The organism is Citrobacter sp. GW821-FHT02E08 (assembly GCF_059421685.1).
Genome location: NZ_JBWKVL010000019.1, coordinates 28,411 through 47,477, shown reverse-complemented (window position 1 = coordinate 47,477; position 19,067 = coordinate 28,411). Strand labels below are relative to the sequence as shown.

The window sequence follows — 19,067 nt, the reverse complement described above, 5'->3', positions numbered from 1 at the left end:
CTTATTTTTTCGTTGTTAGCTGACGCCAGGTTTCATCGGCCAGCCTGATAAATTGTTGTTCGCCGGTCTGCTGCCAGCGGTACTCAAACCATCCCGCTTTCAGCATCATCACCCAGGGATGCCATAACCGGACCTGTCGCCAGAGGCGTCGGGGATCGATATGCGCACGCTTAGCGTAGGCGGAGATCAACTGCTGATGCTGTGACGCATCATCCACCCACACCGCCGCCAGTTCCAGAGCAATATCGCCGTCTCCGGCATATTCCCAGTCAATCAATCGTAACCCTGACGCCGTGTGCACCAGATTGCCGCCATGAACATCCATATGCAAAGGCCCGAGACGCAGAGGGCGAGGTTCACGCACTGTTCGCAGCCGTTTTAACCGTCGTAACCAGTCCGGCGTGCGACGAGCAGGATCGCAACACTGCCAGTATTGCTCCAGCAACGGCAGCAGCGTGACCCGCCAGCCAAAGCACGGTTGCTGATGCAGATGATACAGCAAGCCCGCCAGCGCGTCGGCGTCCGGTAATCCGGATTTTACGTCGCCCGCTAAATAGTCCACGGCCATCCAGCCTAGCGTATAGAATCGGGGACGGGTCACAAGCGTGTCGGGCAAGTGTGAGAGCGCCCGGTACTGCCGCAAAAATTGCGACTCCGGCGCCTGAGGATCATGATGACAACGAAGAACCAGACGATGGGTCGCATTTTCAATGATGACGCTCCCGCCGCTTAATCCGTGGTTGTTCGCGGCGACGGGATGATATTGCGGGAAATAGCGCGACAACACGTCGTCGCGCGTCAGTCGGTTATTTTTGCTGGACTGCACCTTTACCCGACCAGATTATCTCGCCAGTTTGTACCAGCATGAGCTGCATTTGCAGCGTAGGGGCATTGACGTTACCCGTCGCACTGGAATAGAGCACATATTGCGCGCCCACGTTACGGGCGATCCCGATGGCTTTACTGCGGGTTCCCAGACTGTCTTGCGGAGACAACCCTAACTGTTGTTTTGCCAGCGACAACTGCTGCACCGACACCAGCGTAAATTTGCCGTTATTCGCCAGCGCATTGCGTAACGTATCCGTCGCTTCACCCGCATTGAGGGAGCCATTGGTACGGTTGTTTACGCTGTCGACCAGCAGGACATTCCCTGCCGCAATCCCCCCCGCCTGCAACATTTTTCCGACCATCGGTTGCATGGCGCCGTTCCAGTCATAGTGACGGACGCGCGGTGCGGGTTGCGCAGTCTGATCTTCATGCTCAATGGGACCCGGTTGCTGAGGAACCGTCGGCACCGTCGGTACGACAGGCACTGGTTGCTCCGGCTGAACAGGCTGTTCAGGTGTCGGTTTCGCTTCATCGACCGGCGCGGGTTGTTCTCGTTGGGTCACACATCCCGAGAGGAATATCGCCAGCGCGGCTACCAGTGCGTAGCGATGTATTTTAGTTATCAAGATTCACCTCTTACAAATAAAGATAAAGTCTAACTTTGTGCGCCCCCAGATAATTGGCGCTTCCGTATAACGTAACCGACGAGTGCGCCGGAATTGTTACGCTACGCGGCTTCTCCAGAGGGTGCATTTCCAGTCCTCTGGCGTCATACCAATAAAAGCGATAATGAACGGTAACGGGTTCTTGTCTTTCGTTATAGAGTCGCGAGGAGGCAGAAGTCTGAATATCGGACGTCGTCAATGCCGGAGGCTCAGCGGTGATCCCCGCCGCCAGTAGCGTTGATTCCATGACCAGCGTCTGCTCATCACTCACCGGTATTTCAGGATGTGAACGGCAGCCAACGAGCAACAGCACCGCCAACGACAGCGCAACGCATCCTCTCGTCATCATCAAAGACCTTTATGCGCAAGCATTGGACCCAGTGCGCGACCGCCTAACAGGTGCATATGGATGTGATACACCTCTTGTCCGCCATGGCGATTGGTATTCATAATTAAACGATAACCGTCAGCAGCAATACCTTCCTGTTCGGCGATTTTCGCCGCCACTGTGATCATCCGACCCAGCGCCTGCTCGTGCTCAGCCGTCACGTCATTGACGGTGGGGATCAGAATATTAGGAATAATGAGGATATGTGTCGGCGCCTGGGGAGAGATATCACGAAATGCAGTGACCAGATCGTCCTGATAAACGATATCCGAGGGAATTTCACGACGGATGATTTTGCTGAAAATAGTTTCTTCTGCCACGACGTTTTCCTTTTTCATAATTAGCTCTTACGTTTCACCATGCTACGCTGAGCCGCATTGCGAGTATAGAGTATGAGCGAGTTACTCACGCTCTTTCAACTTTAACCCGCGATTTATTCAGTAAAAGCTTATCTGGTGCTGCGCTTATCGCCATTTCCCCCTCCCGAAGCAAGCCTATCGTTTCGGGTGAGCGCCTTACAGAAACAAAAAAGCCGGTACACATTGTGTACCGGCTTTAGAGGAACATGCTAAACGGGTTAGTCGAAGCGCAACTGCGGCAGGACGTCTTTCACCTGGGCCAGGTAATCACGGCGATCCGATCCGGTCAGCCCTTCCGTACGCGGCAGTTTCGCCGTCAACGGGTTCACCGCCTGTTGGTTGACCCACACTTCATAGTGCAGATGCGGACCGGTTGATCTTCCGGTATTCCCTGAAAGCGCGATGCGATCGCCACGTTTCACTTTTTGCCCCGGTTTCACTAACAGTTTACGCAAGTGCATATAACGGGTGGTGTAGGTGCGTCCATGACGGATCGCGACGTAGTAACCCGCCGCACCGCTGCGTTTTGCGACCACCACTTCACCGTCACCTACCGACAGTACCGGCGTACCTTGCGGCATGGCGAAATCGACGCCTTTATGCGGCGCAACACGTCCCGTAACCGGGTTCAGGCGACGAGGGTTAAAGTTGGACGAAATGCGGAACTGTTTCGCCGTCGGGAAACGCATGAACCCTTTAGCAAGACCGGTACCATTGCGATCGTAGAACTTACCGTCCTCAGCGCGAATCGCGTAGTAGTCTTTACCGTCAGAACGTAACCGCACGCCCAACAACTGGCTTTGTTCACGTTTTCCATCCAGCATCTCACGTGACATCAATACCGAGAATTCATCGCCTTTTTTCAGTTTGCGGAAGTCCATCTGCCACTGCATGGCTTTGATCACAGCGCTGATTTCCGCGCTGGTGAGTCCTGCCTCTTTCGCACTGGAGACAAAACTACCGCCGACGGTGCCTTTCATCAGGCTGTTAACCCAGTCACCTTGCTGCATCTCGCTGCTCATCTTGAAGCCATTGGCAGCCGTGCGATCGTAAGTGCGGGTTTCGCGGCGGGAAACTTCCCAAGTCAGACGTTGTAAATCGCCGTCGGCAGTCAGCGTCCAGGAGAGTTGCTGACCAATTTTCAGATTACGCAGTTCTTTGTCTGCGGCGGCAAGCTGGCTGATATCGCCCATCTCAATGCCGTACTGATTCAGGATGCTGCTCAGTGTATCTCCGGTAGAGACCACATATTCGTGGACACCCACCTCACCTGAGGTTTTGTCATCCAGTTCATCCTGAGGAATCTCTTCATCTTCCTGCGCAGCCTGATCGATAGGTTCGCTCGCCTCAGGCAACAGCGACCGAATCTCACTTTTTTCCAGTTCGATGGTTTTGACGATAGGCGCGGACTCAGGGTGATAAACGTATGGGCGCCACACCGCGACAGCAAGCGTCAGAACAGTAAGTGACCCCAGCATGACGCGATGGGGTCTGGGCAGATTATTAAATGCCAGAGCGACAGAGCGGGCTATCTGTTGCACGTATTCACTTCCTCGTTAATCTCCTTTCAGGCAGCTCGCATACTGGTTCGCTAATTGAGTCAGAAACGCTGAATAGCTCGTTTTACCCAGTGCAATATGCGTTCCGAGGGGATCCAGCGTTCCCATTCGAACGGACGTCCCTCTCGCAACGGCTTCAACGACCGCTGGCCTGAACTGTGGCTCAGCAAAAACGCAGGTTGCTTTTTGCTCAACCAACTGTGTTCTTATTTCATGTAAACGCTGCGCACCAGGTTGAATCTCAGGGTTGACGGTGAAGTGACCAAGCGGCGTCAGTCCGAAGTGTTTTTCGTAGTAACCATAAGCGTCATGAAAAACGAAGTACCCTTTCCCCTTGAGCGGTGCGAGCTCGTTACCGACCTGTTTATCGACCTGGGCTAATTGTGCCTCAAAATCCTTCAGGTTGGCGTCAAGTTTGGCTCGACTTTGCGGCATAAGTTCCACTAATTTATCATGGATTGCAACCGCTGAAGACCGCGCTATCTCTGGGGAAAGCCAAAGATGCATATTGTAGTCGCCGTGATGGTGATGGTCGTCACCTTTTTCATCATGAGCAGGGTCGTGATCATGCCCGTCATCGTCGTCGTCCCCCCCTTTCATGAGCAACGGTTTCACCGACGGAAGCTGCGCAATCGTTACCTGTTTTGATTCTGGAATGTTCTTTACTGACTTTTCCATGAACGCTTCCATCTCTGGACCAATCCAGACAACTAAGTCCGCGCCCTGTAAGCGTTTTACGTCGGAAGGACGCAGTGAGTAATCATGTTCCGAGGCGCCATCCGGCAATAAAACCTCGGTCTCTGTTACACCATCAGCAATCGCGGAAGCAATGAACCCCAGGGGCTTAAGGGAGGCAACGACAGAGGCATTTGCGGCGTGTGTTGCACTCCCCCAAAGAGCAGCGGATAATGCTGCGAAAAGAAGCGTATTTTTATGTAACATAATGCAACGAATCATCGTAATGAATGTGTGAAATGTGATATTATAACATTCTATAACTTCTGCAAGCCTAAAATTGACATGACGACTTTGGTTTCACTGGAAAATGTCTCGGTCTCTTATGGTCAACGCCGCGTCCTTTCTGACGTGTCGCTTGAACTCAGACCCGGAAAAATTTTGACTCTCCTTGGCCCTAACGGTGCCGGGAAGTCCACCCTGGTACGTGTGGTATTAGGGCTCGTAACACCTGATGAAGGCGTTATCAAGCGTAACGGCCAGCTACGCGTCGGCTATGTCCCGCAGAAACTGTATCTCGATACCACGCTCCCACTCACCGTAAACCGTTTTTTACGCTTACGTCCTGGCACGCATAAATCAGACATTCTGCCTGCTCTTAAACGCGTTCAGGCTGGCCATCTGATTAACGCGCCCATGCAAAAGTTATCCGGCGGGGAAACGCAGCGTGTGCTGTTGGCGCGCGCGTTATTAAATCAACCGCAGTTGCTGGTGCTGGATGAGCCAACGCAGGGCGTCGATGTCAACGGTCAGGTGGCGCTTTACGATCTCATCGACCAGTTGCGTCGCGAACTCGACTGCGCGGTGTTGATGGTGTCGCATGACCTGCATCTGGTGATGGCCAAAACAGACGAAGTGCTGTGTCTGAATCACCACATTTGCTGCTCCGGTACGCCGGAGATTGTCTCAATGCACCCGGAGTTTATCTCCATGTTTGGGCCGCGCGGCGCTGAGCAGTTAGGCATTTATCGCCATCATCATAATCACCGCCATGATTTACAGGGCCGTATTGTATTGCGCCGGGGAAATGGTCACTCATGATTGAATTTTTGTTACCCGGCTGGTTCGCCGGGATCATGCTGGCCTGCGCTGCAGGTCCGCTGGGCTCGTTCGTGGTCTGGCGTCGGATGTCCTATTTTGGCGATACGCTGGCGCACGCTTCGCTGTTAGGCGTGGCATTTGGTTTACTGCTGGATGTCAATCCGTTTTACGCGGTCATCGCCGTCACGCTGGTGCTGGCGGCAGGTCTGGTGTGGCTTGAGAAACGCCCTCACCTGGCGATCGATACTCTGCTGGGCATTATGGCACACAGCGCCCTGTCGCTGGGTCTGGTGGTGGTCAGTCTGATGTCGAACATCCGTGTCGATTTGATGGCCTATCTGTTTGGCGATTTACTGGCAGTCACGCCTGAAGATCTGATCTCCATCGCCATTGGCGTCGTCATTGTTCTGGCGATTTTGTTCTGGCAGTGGCGCAATTTGCTGTCCATGACCATCAGCCCGGACCTGGCGTTTGTTGATGGGGTGAAAATTCAGCGCGTGAAACTTCTGCTGATGCTGGTGACGGCGTTAACGATCGGGGTGGCAATGAAGTTTGTCGGCGCGCTGATCATCACCTCATTGCTGATAATCCCGGCAGCCACGGCGCGTCGTTTTGCCCGTACGCCAGAGCAGATGGCAGGTGTTGCGGTGATTGTAGGAATGGTAGCGGTTACAGGTGGGCTGACCTTTTCGGCATTTTACGACACGCCAGCCGGCCCTTCGGTCGTTCTGTGCGCTGCGCTGCTGTTTATCCTTACCATGATGAAAAAACAGGCCAGTTGAGGCCTGTTTTTTTACCGGATCGCACTGTCTTCCCTGGCCGGATAAGATGCGCTCGCATCGCTATCCGGCGCTACGCTCAGGGCATTTCCGGCGGAGTGATCCCAAAGTGATTCCACGCACGCACCGTTGCCATACGACCACGCGGGGTACGCTGTAAAAAACCCTGCTGAATCAGATACGGTTCCAGCACGTCCTCAATCGTTTCGCGCTCTTCGCCGATAGCCGCAGCCAGGTTATCTAACCCAACAGGCCCACCAAAGAACTTATCGATCACCGCCAGCAACAGTTTGCGGTCCATATAGTCGAACCCTTCGGCATCGACGTTAAGCATATCCAGCGCCTGAGCGGCAATATCCGCCGAGATAGTGCCGTCGTGCTTCACTTCGGCAAAGTCACGCACGCGGCGCAGCAGACGGTTGGCGATACGTGGCGTGCCACGCGCGCGACGGGCGACTTCCAGTGCGCCTTCATCGCTCATCTCCAGTCCCATATAACGTGCGCTGCGCCCGACGATATGCTGTAGATCGGCAACCTGATAAAACTCCAGACGCTGAACGATGCCAAAACGGTCGCGCAACGGCGAGGTTAATGAGCCCGCGCGGGTGGTTGCGCCAATCAGCGTAAAGGGCGGCAGATCGATTTTTATCGAGCGCGCTGCCGGACCTTCACCAATCATGATATCGAGCTGATAGTCCTCCATCGCCGGGTACAATACTTCTTCAACCACCGGAGACAGGCGATGAATTTCGTCGATAAACAGAACGTCGTGCGGCTCGAGGTTAGTGAGCATCGCCGCCAGATCCCCTGCTTTCTCCAGCACCGGACCGGAGGTGGTGCGCAGGTTCACTCCCATTTCATTGGCGACAATATTCGCCAGCGTGGTTTTACCCAGACCCGGCGGGCCGAAAATCAGCAGGTGGTCAAGCGCATCACCGCGCAGTTTCGCCGCCTGGATAAAAATCTCCATCTGCGAGCGCACCTGCGGCTGACCAACGTACTCCGCCAGCAGTTTGGGACGAATCGCCCGGTCTGCCACATCTTCTGGCAACGTGCTTTCTGCTGAAATCAGGCGGTCTGCTTCTATCATCCTCTACCTCACAGCGCGGCGCGGAGCGCTTCGCGGATCAATGTTTCGCTGCTGGCATCCGGGCGGGCAATTTTGCTGACCATCCGGCTGGCTTCCTGAGGTTTATAGCCTAGCGCCACCAGCGCAGCAACCGCTTCCTGTTCAGCATCATCCGTTGCCGGGCTGGCCGGTGAGGTCAGCACCAGATCGGCGGCAGGGGTAAACAGATCGCCATGCAACCCTTTGAAGCGATCTTTCATTTCAACAATCAGACGTTCGGCGGTTTTCTTACCAATGCCCGGTAGTTTCACCAGGGCGGCGGGATCTTCACGCTCGACAGCATTAACAAACTGCGGTGCCGACATGCCGGAGAGGATCGCCAGCGCCAGCTTCGGGCCGACGCCATTCGTCTTAATCAATTCTTTAAACAGGGTACGTTCCTGTTTGTTGTTAAAGCCATACAGCAGTTGGGCATCTTCACGCACCACAAAATGGGTGAAGATAATTGCCTCCTGCCCCGCTTCCGGCAGCTCATAGAAGCAGGTCATCGGCATATGCACTTCATAGCCGACGCCGCCCGTCTCCAGCAGTACCAACGGGGGTTGTTTTTCGAGAATAATGCCTCTGAGTCTGCCTATCACATGACGCTCCTGCGTTAATGGCTCTTGATACAAAGGTGTATCATAAAAAAATGCTGGATAGATATCCAGCGGGGATGAAATTAAAATCCAGAGTTCGCACAGCGTGCTAACGGAGCAGGGCTGCGACAAGCCGTTATCTTCAGGACGCGCGTTTTCCATGGCGATGCTTTTCTGCCGTGGAGAGTGAATGCTTCGACATCCGGCGTAATTTAAACCTGTGCAAAGCCAGGGTAAGAAAAGCGAATGCGCTTATCGCCCAAATGGAGATCAGCACCGGCAAAGGACTGACGTTAAAAAACACATTTTCGCAAGGTTTGCCGACCGCAGGTTTCTTTTTAACGATATTTACGCACATTGTGCTGGCGGGTTCTGTACGCGCGCCCTCGACATGGTAAGTCCAGGCTTTGTATGCCCCCCACCCGCTCAGGTCATAATCATATAATGCAGAACAATCTGTTCTGCCACCCCGGAGGTGGCTACAGGTGTTGGTTGTCCGACGTTCAAAACTGCTGGTGTAGCGCACGGCAGAAACGTTGGCTGTGGTGGTGATGCTATTGCGATGGTAATAGTATTCCATGAATGCCGCATAACCCGTATACAGTAGCAATAGCGTATAAAAGAACGCGATCGGTTTTCTGTACCGTTGGTAGTGCGTAATGAGGGCCCAGCAGGCAAATAGCAGTACCAGTGCATAAATAATTGGCATGAGGGTCTGGTTATCCATGTTGAAATGACTCTTCCGTGTCGCTTAACACGCGCGCATAACTACAAAACATAGTTTCCTTCAACGCTAATTGCACGCTATTTACCAGACTGATTCGTCATAAAGACCATACCTTCACCTGGCGAGTTGCATGCGTTTTTGCTCATCGCTGCCGCGACCAGACTTTACCCAATCTGCATACTTTTCATCTAAAGACGCCCAAGGAGATACATCTCTTTCCATTATTAATTACAGCCAAATAATATTTTTGTTTTATATCATGGTGGCGTCTGCCCATCATTAATTCGTTGCTAAACCCGCGTTATTATCAATTTCAACCGAAACCTGGTTAGCGTAAATTGGGTATTCATTATAATCATTTCTATCGAGGGAACTCGGTAATTCAAAGCATCGCATAAAACATTCCTTGTCATTATTTAAATACAATGCTAGTTCTTTATCAGGATGAAAAAAGACGTTGTTCCACATATCAATAATGGATTAGAACCGTGAAAATTAATTACCCTGCCAAATACGAGACCGGCGATATCGTATTTACCTGCATAGGTGCTCGTCTGTTTGGGCAGATCTCCGCGGCATCACAGTGCTGGTGTAATCATGTAGGGATTATTGTGGGACACAATGGCGATGATTATCTGGTGGCGGAAAGTCGCGTGCCGCTCTCGACGGTCACCACGATGTCGCGTTTTATTCAGCGCTCTACCGAACAACGTTATGCCGTCCGTCGTCTGGCTGGCGGATTAACGACAGAACAGAAACTGTCGCTGGTCGAAAAGGTCCCTGGCCGCCTGCATAAACTCTATCACACCGGCTTTAAATACGACTCTGCACGTCAGTTCTGCTCCAAGTTCGTCTTCGATATTTATAAAGAGGCATTATGCATTTCGGTCGGGGAAATAGAGACATTTGAAAATCTGTTGCACAGCAACCCGAACGCAAAACTTGCCTTCTGGAAGTTCTGGTTTTTAGGTTCAATTCCGTGGGAACGTAAAACCGTGACCCCTGCCAGCCTGTGGCATCATCCGGATTTAGTACTGATTAATGCTAGTGGGATAGAAACGTCTCAGCCAGCAGAGGCTGAGACGGTATAACTAGCGCAGTCGTCCGCGCGCCAGATTGAGTCTGGAGTCGCTCATTTGCATCGCGTTTTGGCTTACATGGCAATGGGTGATGGCAATCGCCAGCGCATCGGCGGCATCCGCCTGCGGGTTAGCGGGGAGTTTAAGCAAGGTACGCACCATATGCTGAACCTGACTTTTCTCCGCGCTGCCTATCCCGACGACGGTCTGCTTGACCTGACGTGCCGCATATTCAAACACCGGCAGATCCTGATTTACGGCAGCGACAATCGCCACACCACGCGCCTGACCCAGTTTGAGCGCGGAATCCGCGTTCTTCGCCATAAAAACCTGCTCAATGGCAAAGTAGTCCGGCTGAAACTGGGTAATGATTTCCGACACGCCCGCATAAATCAGCTTCAGGCGCGACGGTAAATCATCCACTTTGGTACGAATACATCCGCTGCCCAGGTAGGTCAGTTGCCGACCGACCTGGCGGATCACGCCATAACCGGTGATGCGTGAGCCCGGGTCAATGCCGAGAATAATGGACATCACGCATCTCCTGTTATGTTATCGCTTAACCACGTCATTCTAAGGTAGCGGCAACCTCATCGGAGATTTCACCGTTGTGGTAAACTTCCTGCACATCATCACAATCTTCCAGCAGGTCGATCAGACGCATCAGTTTAGGTGCGGTTTCCGCATCCATATCCGCTTTGGTCGACGGGATCATTGAGACTTCAGCGCTGTCGGCTTTCAGACCGGCGGCTTCCAGTGCATCACGCACTTTGCCCATCTCTTCCCATGCGGTATAGACATCAATCGCGCCGTCGTCAAAGGTCACAACGTCTTCAGCACCGGCTTCCAGCGCCGCTTCCATGATGGTGTCTTCGTCGCCCTTTTCAAAGGAGATAACGCCTTTTTTGCTGAACAGATACGCCACGGAACCGTCGGTACCGAGGTTGCCGCCAGTTTTGCTGAATGCGTGACGCACTTCCGCTACCGTACGGTTACGGTTGTCGGACAGACATTCAATCATCACCGCGGTGCCGCCAGGACCATAACCTTCATAGATGATGGTTTCCATGTTCGCGTCATCATCACCGCCCACGCCACGCGCGATTGCACGGTTCAGCGTGTCACGCGTCATGTTGTTTGACAGTGCTTTATCTATAGCTGCACGCAGACGCGGGTTAGCGTCCGGATCGCCGCCACCCAGTTTGGCCGCCGTCACCAGCTCACGAATGATCTTGGTGAAAATTTTGCCGCGCTTAGAATCCTGCGCTGCTTTGCGATGTCTGGTGTTGGCCCATTTACTATGACCTGCCATAAATAATCTCTCCAAAAAGCGCGCCTTCTCAGGCGACGTTAATAACAAATTCTTCGATCGCCTGCCGATTACTCCACGACTTGGTTAACTGTGCAGCCTCAGCCGCATTAACCCAACGATAGGTCAGATGTTCGGTGAACACGATCTCTCGTTCTGAGGGAAGTGCCAGGCAAAACCAGGATTCGGTATTACGTTCGATTCCCGGCGCATAGCGATGACGTAAATGGCGAAAAATCTCAAACTCCACCGTGCGCTGGCAGTCAATTAAGGTCAGTTGCTCTGTCGCAACATCAATGGTGACCTCTTCCTTTACTTCGCGCATGGCGGCTTGCGACGCGGTTTCACCCTCTTCCAGACTGCCGGTAACCGACTGCCAGAAATCGGGATCGTCGCGTCGCTGTAACATCAGCACCCGCTTCGTATCTTGGGCAAAAATAACGACCAGAACCGAAACGGGACGCTTATACACTTTATCCTTCACGCTGCCTCTTTGTTGGCTGCCATCGTTCATCCCATTCACATAGTTCTCTATGCTCATGGGTATTCACTCAGTTGCCGCCGCGATGCAACGCGAATGATTTCGTGTACAGCAGCCATATCAGTTATTCTCGGCCTTCTTCACAACCTGAATGCTCAGTTCTGCCAGCGCAGCTTCATTAGCAAAGCTTGGCGCTTCAGTCATCAGGCAGGCAGCAGCCGTGGTTTTCGGGAAGGCAATAACGTCACGAATGTTATCAGTTCCGGTCAGCAGCATGGTCAGACGATCCAGACCAAACGCCAGGCCTGCGTGCGGCGGCGTGCCATATTTCAGCGCATCCAGCAGGAAGCCGAACTTCTCACGCTGCTCTTGTTCGTTGATGCCCAGAATACCAAACACGGTTTGCTGCATTTCGCCGTTGTGGATACGAACGGAACCGCCGCCCACTTCGTAGCCGTTGATCACCATATCGTACGCGTTGGCAACAGCATTTTCAGGCGCAGCCTGAAGCTCAGCAGCCGTCATGTCTTTCGGTGCAGTAAACGGATGGTGCATCGCCGTCAGGCCACCTTCACCGTCGTCTTCAAACATCGGGAAGTCGATAACCCACAACGGCGCCCATTTGGTTTCGTCGGTCAGGCTCAGATCTTTACCCAGTTTGAGGCGCAGTGCGCCCATAGAGTCGGCAACCACTTTCTTGCTGTCAGCGCCGAAGAAAATCATATCGCCGTCTTGCGCAGCGGTACGATCCAGAATAGCTTCCACGATTTCAGCGTTCAGGAACTTGGCAACAGGGCTGGTGATCCCTTCCAGACCTTTTGCACGCTCGGTGACTTTAATGTAAGCCAAACCTTTCGCACCGTAGATCTTGATAAAGTTACCGTAGTCGTCGATTTGCTTACGACTTAAGCTGGCACCACCCGGCACACGCAGAGCAGCCACGCGGCCTTTCGGATCGTTCGCCGGGCCGGAGAATACGGCGAAATCGACGGATTTCAGCAGATCGGCAACATCCACCAGTTCCATCGGGTTACGCAGATCCGGCTTATCGGAACCGTAACGACGCTCAGCTTCGGCGAAAGTCATGATCGGGAAATCACCCAGATCCACCCCTTTCACTTCCTGCCACAGATTACGCACCAGCGCTTCCATCACTTCACGCACCTGCGGTGCCGTCATGAAGGAGGTCTCCACGTCGACCTGGGTAAATTCAGGCTGGCGGTCGGCACGTAAGTCTTCGTCGCGGAAGCATTTTACAATCTGATAATAGCGATCAAAGCCAGACATCATCAGCAGCTGTTTGAACAGCTGTGGAGACTGCGGCAGCGCGTAAAATTTACCTTTGTGAACGCGTGAAGGCACCAGATAGTCACGCGCACCTTCTGGCGTGGCTTTGGTCAGCATCGGGGTTTCGATGTCGAGGAAACCGTGGTCATCCATAAAGCGACGCACCAGGCTGGTAATTTTGGCGCGTGTTTTCAGACGCTGCGCCATTTCCGGACGACGCAGGTCCAGGTAGCGATACTTCAGACGCGCTTCTTCGGTATTAACGTGGTTAGAGTCCAGCGGCAGTGATTCTGAACGGTTGATGATGGTCAGATCGGACGCCAGTACTTCAATTTCGCCCGTCGCCATATCGGCGTTAACGTTTTTCGCGTCACGCGCGCGTACGGTACCCGTAACCTGGATGCAGAACTCATTACGCAGTTCGGAGGCCAGCTTTAATGCGTCCGCACGGTCCGGGTCGAAAAATACCTGCACGATACCTTCGCGGTCGCGCATATCGATAAAGATCAGGCTACCAAGATCACGACGACGGTTGACCCAACCACACAGAGTCACCTGCTGCCCCTCGTGGGACAGACGTAGCTGCCCGCAATATTCTGTACGCATGAGATATCCCTTAACTTTGCCGCAGGCGGAATGTCGCCTGCCTCGCAGGTGACCAAGTCGCAGCGTTAGCTGAATGTCACAACTGAATGAAAAAAGGCGGCTATTATACTGGAAATTCTGCCGCACGATAAGAGTCTATCCCATCAAGGTTCGATTACTTACCACTTTGAACCAGAACAGACTCCGAACCAGACACTGACTGTACGCATGTTTACGCCGCAGGTATTGCGTATACGCAAAAAAAAGACAAAATTTGTTGCCCCTCGCCTCCAGGACCGCGACTAAGATAGAGCGAAATAGCGTTGAAAATACGGGAGTCTTTATGCTGGAACTGAACGCCTCAACCACCGCGCTGGTGGTCATTGATTTGCAGGAGGGCATTTTACCCTTCGCCGCAGGCCCACATTCCGCACCAGACGTTGTGGATCGCGCTGCACGTCTGGCGGAAAAATTCCGTGTTCACGGTTCACCGGTGGTGATGGTGCGTGTCGGCTGGTCGCCGGATTACGCAGAAGCACTAAAACAGCCTGTCGATGCCCCATCCCCTGCAAAAGCATTGCCAGAAAACTGGTGGAATTACCCGGCGGCATTGGGCAAAGCCGACAGCGATCTTGAGGTCACTAAACGCCAGTGGGGGGCGTTCTACGGCACTGACCTGGAACTGCAACTGCGCCGTCGCGGCATTGACACGCTCGTCCTGTGCGGGATCTCCACCAACATCGGCGTGGAATCCACGGCCCGCAACGCCTGGGAACTGGGCTTTCGGCTGATCATTGCCGAAGATGCCTGTAGCGCGGCAAGTACCGAGCAACACCAGAGCAGCGTCACGCACATTTTCCCGCGCATCGCCCGCGTGCGTCGCGTGGAAGAAATCCTGAAAGCGCTATGATTTACATCGGCTTACCGCAATGGTCGCACCCAAAGTGGGTGCGTCTGGGGATAACCAGCCTTGAAGAATATGCCCGCCACTTCAATTGTGTGGAGGGCAATACCACCTTGTACGCGCTTCCTAAAGCCGAGGTGGTTGAACGCTGGCACGCGCAGACGACCGATGATTTTCGCTTCTGTTTTAAGTTTCCGGCGACCATCACGCATCAAGCCGCGCTGAAAAACTGTGACGATTTAGTGCTGGAGTTTTTGACCCGCATGTCGCCGCTTGAGGGGCGCATTGGTCAATACTGGCTCCAGCTTCCCGCCACATTTTCACCTCGCGAACTTCCGGCATTGTGGCAATTTCTTGATGCCCTGCCCGGGCGCTTCACGTACGGTGTTGAAGTCCGGCATCCGGGATTCTTTGCAAAAGGCGAAGAGGAACAACAGCTCAATCGTGGCTTACACGAGAGAGGCGTCAACCGGGTCATTCTCGACAGCCGTCCAGTCCATGCCGCCCGCCCTCACAATGAGGCGATACGCGAGGCGCAGCGCAAGAAACCCAGAGTCCCTGTACATGCGGTTGTCACTGCCGGTCATCCGATGGTGCGATTCATCGGCAGCGATGACATGGTACAAAATCGTGATTTTTTCACCGCCTGGTTAAACAAATTACCGCTCTGGGAACAGTCCACGACGCCCTACCTTTTTTTACACACGCCCGATATCGCGCAGGCTCCGGAGTTAGTAGACGCCATCTGGCAGGATTTACATACCGTTATTCCTGGTATTGGCGCCGCACCGTCTATTCCACAGCAATCTTCTCTTTTCTGAAAATGCCACCTATCATAGACAATGCCATCAGCCATTTTAAAGGGAGTTTGTATGGTAAGCGCGCTATATGCCGTATTGGGTGCGTTATTGTTGATGAAGTTCTCCTTTGACGTTGTTCGTCTACGGATGCAGTACCGCGTTGCCTATGGTGACGGAGGTTTTAGCGAGCTACAAAGTGCGATTCGTATTCATGGCAATGCGGTGGAATATATTCCTGTTGCGCTGGTACTGCTGCTGTTTATGGAGATGAACGGTGCGGAAACATGGATGGTGCACATCTGCGGCCTGATTCTCATTGCCGGTCGGCTCATGCATTATTACGGGTTCTATCACCGGCTGTTTCGCTGGCGGCGTTCCGGTATGAGCGCAACCTGGTGCGCCCTGTTGCTGATGGTGCTGGCAAATCTCTGGTATATGCCCTGGGAGTTGGTTTTCTCCCTGCATTAGCGCACAATACGCCCCTTTATTTTTCCCGGACTTTTACGTTATGTCTCACCGCGACACGCTTTTTTCTGCGCCTATCGCCAGCCTGGGTGACTGGACCTTTGATGAACGGGTAGCTGAAGTCTTCCCGGATATGATCCAGCGTTCCGTTCCTGGCTACTCCAACATTATCTCGATGATTGGCATGCTGGCTGAACGTTTTGTTAAACCCAACACACAGGTCTACGATCTGGGTTGTTCTCTGGGCGCGGCGACGCTCTCGGTGCGTCGCAACATCCACCATGACAATTGCAAGATAATCGCCGTCGATAACTCTCCGGCAATGATTGAACGCTGCCGCCGCCACATTGATGCCTACAAAGCCCCGACACCCGTTGAGATTGTGGAAGGCGATATTCGTCATATCGCTATCGAAAACGCCTCGATGGTGGTGCTGAATTTTACCCTGCAATTCCTTGAGCCGCCCGAGCGCCAGGCATTGCTGGATAAGATTTATCAGGGGTTGAATCCGGGCGGCGCGCTGGTGCTGTCAGAAAAGTTCAGTTTTGAAGATGCGCAGGTCGGCGAATTGCTGTTCAACATGCATCATGACTTCAAACGTGCCAACGGCTACAGCGAACTGGAAATCAGCCAGAAACGCAGCATGCTGGAAAACGTCATGCTGACCGATTCCGTCGAAACCCATAAAACGCGTCTGCGTCAGGCTGGATTCGAGCACAGCGAACTGTGGTTCCAGTGCTTCAACTTTGGTTCTCTGGTGGCACTAAAAGCTGAGGTTTCTGCATGATCGAGTTCGGAAACTTTTATCAGCTAATTGCCAAAAATCACCTTTCCCACTGGCTTGAAACCCTGCCCGCGCAAATTGCGGCCTGGCAGCGCGATCAGCATGGTCTGTTTAAACAGTGGTCGAACGCGGTTGAATTTCTGCCGGAGTTAACGCCGCACCGTCTGGATCTGCTGCACAGCGTCACTGCCGAAAACGAAACACCGCTGAGCGAAGGCCAGCGTAAACGTATCGATACCCTGATGCGCAACCTGATGCCGTGGCGTAAAGGCCCGTACTCGTTGTACGGCGTCAATATTGATACCGAATGGCGTTCTGACTGGAAGTGGGATCGCGTATTACCGCATCTGTCCGATCTTACCGGGCGCACGATTCTGGATGTGGGCTGCGGCAGCGGCTATCACATGTGGCGCATGATTGGCGCTGGCGCACATCTCGCCGTCGGGATCGACCCAACGCAGCTGTTCCTGTGCCAGTTTGAAGCGGTGCGGAAATTGTTGGGTAACGATCAGCGTGCGCATCTGCTGCCGCTGGGGATCGAACAACTGCCCGCGCTGAATGCGTTTGATACCGTATTTTCAATGGGCGTGCTTTATCATCGCCGCTCGCCGCTGGAGCATCTGTGGCAGTTAAAAGATCAACTGGTCAAAGACGGTGAACTGGTGCTTGAGACGCTGGTCGTCGAGGGTGATGAAAACACCGTTCTGGTGCCGGGCGATCGCTACGCGCAGATGCGTAACGTCTACTTTATTCCTTCCGCGCTGGCGTTGAAAAACTGGCTGGAGAAGTGCGGTTTTGTCGATGTGCGTATCGCGGACGTTTGTGTGACGTCAACCGAAGAGCAGCGCCGTACCGAATGGATGGTGACCGAGTCGCTGGCCGATTTCCTTGACCCGAACGACAGCAGCAAAACGGTCGAAGGCTACCCCGCCCCTCTGCGTGCGGTGTTGATTGCGCGTAAACCCTGATGAATTTCCCGGTGGCGCTATGCTTACCGGGCCTACAACGCTAATGAAAATTACGCACACTTCGAAAAAGATAAAAAAAGGCCCCTGTTGAAATTGCAGGGGCCTGGTACGAGCAAGCATCATATTGGGCGACATGATGCAACGGTAAAAATCAGTTGGCCTGATGACGAACAATGATTCCTTTCATCTCTGCAACCGCCGCCCCGTCAACCACACTGCGGGAATATTCATCCGCTTGCGTATCCGCTGACATCGACAGTCCCTGATTGCGATAACGCATTGGCGAGGCAACCTGGGTTCCGGCAGAACTGTGTACTTCCCTGACACCTGCATTCAGGAAATCCTGCAAATTTTTTGCACGAACCCCTGCTCCGGCCATAATTATTGGAGCACCGGCTTGTGCAATTAGTTCCATAATTATTGGTAAACCTTGCAGCGCGTCAGATTTTTGCCCGGATGTCAGCACTCTCGCAACACCCAAATCCGCCAGATTCTTAAGCGCATTTAATGGATTAGCGCACATATCGAAGGCACGATGAAACGTCACGGCTAACGGCCCGGCAGCGGCCATTATTTTTTCCATTCGCGGCATATCCACGTTGCCGTCCACGTCCAGAATGCCCACCACCAGTCCGGGAAAACCCAATTCTCTGACCGTGCGCACATCGTCCAGCATGGCGGCAAACTCACCGTCGGTATAACAAAAATCACCACCGCGGGGGCGAATAATCGGATGCACGGGAATCGTTACGTGTTGACGAACCGAACGCAGCACACCCAGCGAAGGCGTCAATCCGCCCTCTTTCGGTGCTGAACACAACTCGATCCGATCGGCACCGTTTTGCTGCGCGGTTAACGCGCACTCCATGCTGTAACAACAAATCTCGAGCAATGCCATACTCACTCCTTTTTCTGAATCGTATATCATGCCATGTCGGTTTGCGCTAAACGTCGCAGACGCTCACAAACTCATTGCCCTGACTGTTCGCTTGCCACAATAGCTTCAATCGACCACGGGTGAAACTTGATGGTGACCTTACCATCCGTCACCGCCAGCGTCGGGTTCGGCAGACGTTCGTGCTCGCCTTTGGGCGAACTGGTTTTCACAAAAATGCCCGGCTGGCTTAAACCATCGTCAGAGAGCAGCGCCAGCGCCCGGGCGTTCAACGTTTCCGGCTCGCCGGGCAACACAATTTCAATATGTTCCCAGCCTTCATGCGGATAGCGCTTTTCACCCGGCCACGGCAATTCCACAACGCTGAATTGCCAGTGTTCAACACAAACAGGTTCTTTCAATTTGAACAGACAGATCGGTCTGCCGTTGATGATATTTTCCGACAGGAGTTCGCCGCACTGCTCAAAGCCCCGGCGCCACCGCTCTGCGGTCGCATTCTGATGGCAACGAAGAGAGATATGGTCGGCCTCAAGGGGGGCCAGTTCCAGACCGAGACGAGTAGAAAGCGCCGCTAACGCCAGCGCAAAACGCGGCAAATCCGCGGAAATATCATGCAGTTCGTCAATAGATTGCCAGTTCGCCATTTTGGATACTCTTCTTCATCTTCAAAGCCGCTAATTTACTCTGTTGCACGGCGGCAACCAACCGCTGATTGTGGTCAA

The 19,067-nt window shown here is 53.3% G+C and carries 23 protein-coding genes; 8 read left to right on the top strand and 15 right to left on the bottom strand.

The genetic code is table 11. The annotated features are described in order from the left end of the window. Position 1: 1 nt before the first annotated feature. From thiK to znuA, 6 genes are all read right to left on the bottom strand, one after another. Complete coding sequence (gene thiK / locus AC07UY_RS19665; protein ID WP_494701796.1) at positions 2 to 826, bottom strand: thiamine kinase; 825 nt, start codon at positions 824 to 826, stop codon at positions 2 to 4. Beyond that, on the bottom strand, positions 807 to 1,451 hold the full coding sequence (gene lpoB / locus AC07UY_RS19660; protein ID WP_203361263.1) for a penicillin-binding protein activator LpoB: 645 nt from the start codon (positions 1,449 to 1,451) through the stop codon (positions 807 to 809). The genes thiK and lpoB overlap by 20 nt, the downstream gene beginning before the upstream one ends. A gap of 13 nt (positions 1,452 to 1,464) precedes the next feature. Further along, positions 1,465 to 1,839: a YcfL family putative periplasmic lipoprotein gene (locus tag AC07UY_RS19655; protein WP_203361262.1), complete on the bottom strand. Its 375-nt coding sequence runs from the start codon at positions 1,837 to 1,839 to the stop codon at positions 1,465 to 1,467. Positions 1,840 to 1,841: 2 nt separating this feature from the next. Continuing rightward, a complete protein-coding gene (hinT, locus tag AC07UY_RS19650) occupies positions 1,842 to 2,201 on the bottom strand; it encodes a purine nucleoside phosphoramidase (protein WP_061381942.1) in 360 nt (119 codons plus the stop codon). Between the two features lie 257 nt (positions 2,202 to 2,458). After that, a complete protein-coding gene (gene mepM, locus AC07UY_RS19645; RefSeq protein ID WP_203360924.1) occupies positions 2,459 to 3,781 on the bottom strand; it encodes a murein DD-endopeptidase MepM in 1,323 nt (440 codons plus the stop codon). Positions 3,782 to 3,796: 15 nt separating this feature from the next. Then, positions 3,797 to 4,741: a zinc ABC transporter substrate-binding protein ZnuA gene (gene znuA, locus AC07UY_RS19640; protein ID WP_494701795.1), complete on the bottom strand. Its 945-nt coding sequence runs from the start codon at positions 4,739 to 4,741 to the stop codon at positions 3,797 to 3,799. 78 nt (positions 4,742 to 4,819) lie between these two features. Between znuA and znuC the strand changes: the two genes are divergently transcribed. Both znuC and znuB read left to right on the top strand, forming a co-directional pair. Continuing rightward, complete coding sequence (gene znuC / locus AC07UY_RS19635) at positions 4,820 to 5,575, top strand: zinc ABC transporter ATP-binding protein ZnuC (protein WP_192612494.1); 756 nt, start codon at positions 4,820 to 4,822, stop codon at positions 5,573 to 5,575. Further along, positions 5,572 to 6,357: a zinc ABC transporter permease subunit ZnuB gene (gene znuB, locus AC07UY_RS19630; protein ID WP_203360922.1), complete on the top strand. Its 786-nt coding sequence runs from the start codon at positions 5,572 to 5,574 to the stop codon at positions 6,355 to 6,357. The genes znuC and znuB overlap by 4 nt, the downstream gene beginning before the upstream one ends. 76 nt (positions 6,358 to 6,433) lie before the next feature. On the opposite strand, the gene ruvB is transcribed toward znuB, so the two are convergent. The 3 genes from ruvB to AC07UY_RS19615 all read right to left on the bottom strand — a co-directional run bounded on the left by ruvB (position 6,434) and on the right by AC07UY_RS19615 (position 8,788). Further along, complete coding sequence (ruvB, locus tag AC07UY_RS19625; protein ID WP_192612496.1) at positions 6,434 to 7,444, bottom strand: Holliday junction branch migration DNA helicase RuvB; 1,011 nt, start codon at positions 7,442 to 7,444, stop codon at positions 6,434 to 6,436. Between the two features lie 8 nt (positions 7,445 to 7,452). Beyond that, positions 7,453 to 8,064, bottom strand: coding sequence for a Holliday junction branch migration protein RuvA (gene ruvA, locus AC07UY_RS19620; RefSeq protein WP_276294834.1), 612 nt, complete (start codon positions 8,062 to 8,064; stop codon positions 7,453 to 7,455). A gap of 139 nt (positions 8,065 to 8,203) precedes the next feature. After that, positions 8,204 to 8,788, bottom strand: coding sequence for a hypothetical protein (locus tag AC07UY_RS19615; RefSeq protein ID WP_494724437.1), 585 nt, complete (start codon positions 8,786 to 8,788; stop codon positions 8,204 to 8,206). Between the two features lie 488 nt (positions 8,789 to 9,276). Here AC07UY_RS19615 and AC07UY_RS19610 point away from each other — a divergent pair, with 488 nt between their 5' ends. Next, on the top strand, positions 9,277 to 9,879 hold the full coding sequence (locus AC07UY_RS19610) for a YebB family permuted papain-like enzyme (protein WP_494701794.1): 603 nt from the start codon (positions 9,277 to 9,279) through the stop codon (positions 9,877 to 9,879). Here the strand turns inward: AC07UY_RS19610 and ruvC are convergent, their stop codons facing one another. The 4 genes from ruvC to aspS all read right to left on the bottom strand — a co-directional run bounded on the left by ruvC (position 9,880) and on the right by aspS (position 13,550). After that, a complete protein-coding gene (gene ruvC, locus AC07UY_RS19605; RefSeq protein ID WP_203360920.1) occupies positions 9,880 to 10,401 on the bottom strand; it encodes a crossover junction endodeoxyribonuclease RuvC in 522 nt (173 codons plus the stop codon). Between the two features lie 34 nt (positions 10,402 to 10,435). Further along, complete coding sequence (locus AC07UY_RS19600; protein ID WP_192612498.1) at positions 10,436 to 11,179, bottom strand: YebC/PmpR family DNA-binding transcriptional regulator; 744 nt, start codon at positions 11,177 to 11,179, stop codon at positions 10,436 to 10,438. 28 nt (positions 11,180 to 11,207) lie between these two features. Beyond that, positions 11,208 to 11,660 carry a dihydroneopterin triphosphate diphosphatase gene (nudB, locus tag AC07UY_RS19595; RefSeq protein ID WP_276295165.1) on the bottom strand — a complete coding sequence of 151 codons (453 nt, stop codon included), beginning with the start codon at positions 11,658 to 11,660 and terminating at the stop codon, positions 11,208 to 11,210. Between the two features lie 117 nt (positions 11,661 to 11,777). Next, the gene (gene aspS / locus AC07UY_RS19590) at positions 11,778 to 13,550 is read right to left on the bottom strand and encodes an aspartate--tRNA ligase (protein WP_203360919.1); all 1,773 of its coding nucleotides are present in this window, start codon (positions 13,548 to 13,550) and stop codon (positions 11,778 to 11,780) included. Between the two features lie 322 nt (positions 13,551 to 13,872). Here aspS and AC07UY_RS19585 point away from each other — a divergent pair, with 322 nt between their 5' ends. Genes AC07UY_RS19585 through cmoB form a run of 5 tightly spaced genes read left to right on the top strand, consistent with a single transcriptional unit; the run spans position 13,873 to position 17,450 of the window. Then, positions 13,873 to 14,439 (top strand): hydrolase, encoded by a 567-nt coding sequence (locus AC07UY_RS19585; protein ID WP_494660465.1) that lies wholly within the window; start codon positions 13,873 to 13,875, stop codon positions 14,437 to 14,439. Next, the gene (locus AC07UY_RS19580; RefSeq protein WP_494701793.1) at positions 14,436 to 15,254 is read left to right on the top strand and encodes a DUF72 domain-containing protein; all 819 of its coding nucleotides are present in this window, start codon (positions 14,436 to 14,438) and stop codon (positions 15,252 to 15,254) included. Before AC07UY_RS19585 ends, AC07UY_RS19580 begins: the two co-directional genes overlap by 4 nt. Positions 15,255 to 15,305: 51 nt before the next feature. Beyond that, a complete protein-coding gene (locus AC07UY_RS19575) occupies positions 15,306 to 15,701 on the top strand; it encodes an MAPEG family protein (RefSeq protein WP_192612502.1) in 396 nt (131 codons plus the stop codon). A gap of 40 nt (positions 15,702 to 15,741) precedes the next feature. Then, entirely contained in the window at positions 15,742 to 16,485 is a 744-nt protein-coding gene (gene cmoA, locus AC07UY_RS19570; RefSeq protein WP_494701792.1) for a carboxy-S-adenosyl-L-methionine synthase CmoA, read from the top strand. Beyond that, a complete protein-coding gene (cmoB, locus tag AC07UY_RS19565) occupies positions 16,482 to 17,450 on the top strand; it encodes a tRNA 5-methoxyuridine(34)/uridine 5-oxyacetic acid(34) synthase CmoB (RefSeq protein ID WP_494701791.1) in 969 nt (322 codons plus the stop codon). The genes cmoA and cmoB overlap by 4 nt, the downstream gene beginning before the upstream one ends. A 151-nt stretch (positions 17,451 to 17,601) precedes the next feature. On the opposite strand, the gene cutC is transcribed toward cmoB, so the two are convergent. Then, positions 17,602 to 18,348 carry a copper homeostasis protein CutC gene (gene cutC, locus AC07UY_RS19560; protein WP_494660462.1) on the bottom strand — a complete coding sequence of 249 codons (747 nt, stop codon included), beginning with the start codon at positions 18,346 to 18,348 and terminating at the stop codon, positions 17,602 to 17,604. Between the two features lie 71 nt (positions 18,349 to 18,419). Then, positions 18,420 to 18,989, bottom strand: coding sequence for a VOC family protein (locus tag AC07UY_RS19555; RefSeq protein ID WP_494701790.1), 570 nt, complete (start codon positions 18,987 to 18,989; stop codon positions 18,420 to 18,422). Positions 18,990 to 19,067 lie beyond the last annotated feature (78 nt).

Excerpts from the sequence above, each read along its gene's own strand:
- AC07UY_RS19600 (WP_192612498.1), bottom strand. The coding sequence starts at position 11,179 with ATGGCAGGTCATAGTAAATGGGCCAACACCAGACATCGCAAAGCAGCG.
- AC07UY_RS19585 (WP_494660465.1), top strand. The coding sequence starts at position 13,873 with ATGCTGGAACTGAACGCCTCAACCACCGCGCTGGTGGTCATTGATTTG.
- AC07UY_RS19555 (WP_494701790.1), bottom strand. The coding sequence starts at position 18,989 with ATGGCGAACTGGCAATCTATTGACGAACTGCATGATATTTCCGCGGAT.
- znuC (WP_192612494.1), top strand. The coding sequence starts at position 4,820 with ATGACGACTTTGGTTTCACTGGAAAATGTCTCGGTCTCTTATGGTCAA.
- cmoB (WP_494701791.1), top strand. The coding sequence starts at position 16,482 with ATGATCGAGTTCGGAAACTTTTATCAGCTAATTGCCAAAAATCACCTT.
- AC07UY_RS19575 (WP_192612502.1), top strand. The coding sequence starts at position 15,306 with ATGGTAAGCGCGCTATATGCCGTATTGGGTGCGTTATTGTTGATGAAG.
- aspS (WP_203360919.1), bottom strand. The coding sequence starts at position 13,550 with ATGCGTACAGAATATTGCGGGCAGCTACGTCTGTCCCACGAGGGGCAG.
- AC07UY_RS19615 (WP_494724437.1), bottom strand. The coding sequence starts at position 8,788 with ATGGATAACCAGACCCTCATGCCAATTATTTATGCACTGGTACTGCTA.
- ruvB (WP_192612496.1), bottom strand. The coding sequence starts at position 7,444 with ATGATAGAAGCAGACCGCCTGATTTCAGCAGAAAGCACGTTGCCAGAA.
- AC07UY_RS19655 (WP_203361262.1), bottom strand. The coding sequence starts at position 1,839 with ATGACGAGAGGATGCGTTGCGCTGTCGTTGGCGGTGCTGTTGCTCGTT.
- AC07UY_RS19580 (WP_494701793.1), top strand. The coding sequence starts at position 14,436 with ATGATTTACATCGGCTTACCGCAATGGTCGCACCCAAAGTGGGTGCGT.
- ruvC (WP_203360920.1), bottom strand. The coding sequence starts at position 10,401 with ATGTCCATTATTCTCGGCATTGACCCGGGCTCACGCATCACCGGTTAT.
- znuA (WP_494701795.1), bottom strand. The coding sequence starts at position 4,741 with ATGTTACATAAAAATACGCTTCTTTTCGCAGCATTATCCGCTGCTCTT.
- znuB (WP_203360922.1), top strand. The coding sequence starts at position 5,572 with ATGATTGAATTTTTGTTACCCGGCTGGTTCGCCGGGATCATGCTGGCC.
- cutC (WP_494660462.1), bottom strand. The coding sequence starts at position 18,348 with ATGGCATTGCTCGAGATTTGTTGTTACAGCATGGAGTGCGCGTTAACC.
- cmoA (WP_494701792.1), top strand. The coding sequence starts at position 15,742 with ATGTCTCACCGCGACACGCTTTTTTCTGCGCCTATCGCCAGCCTGGGT.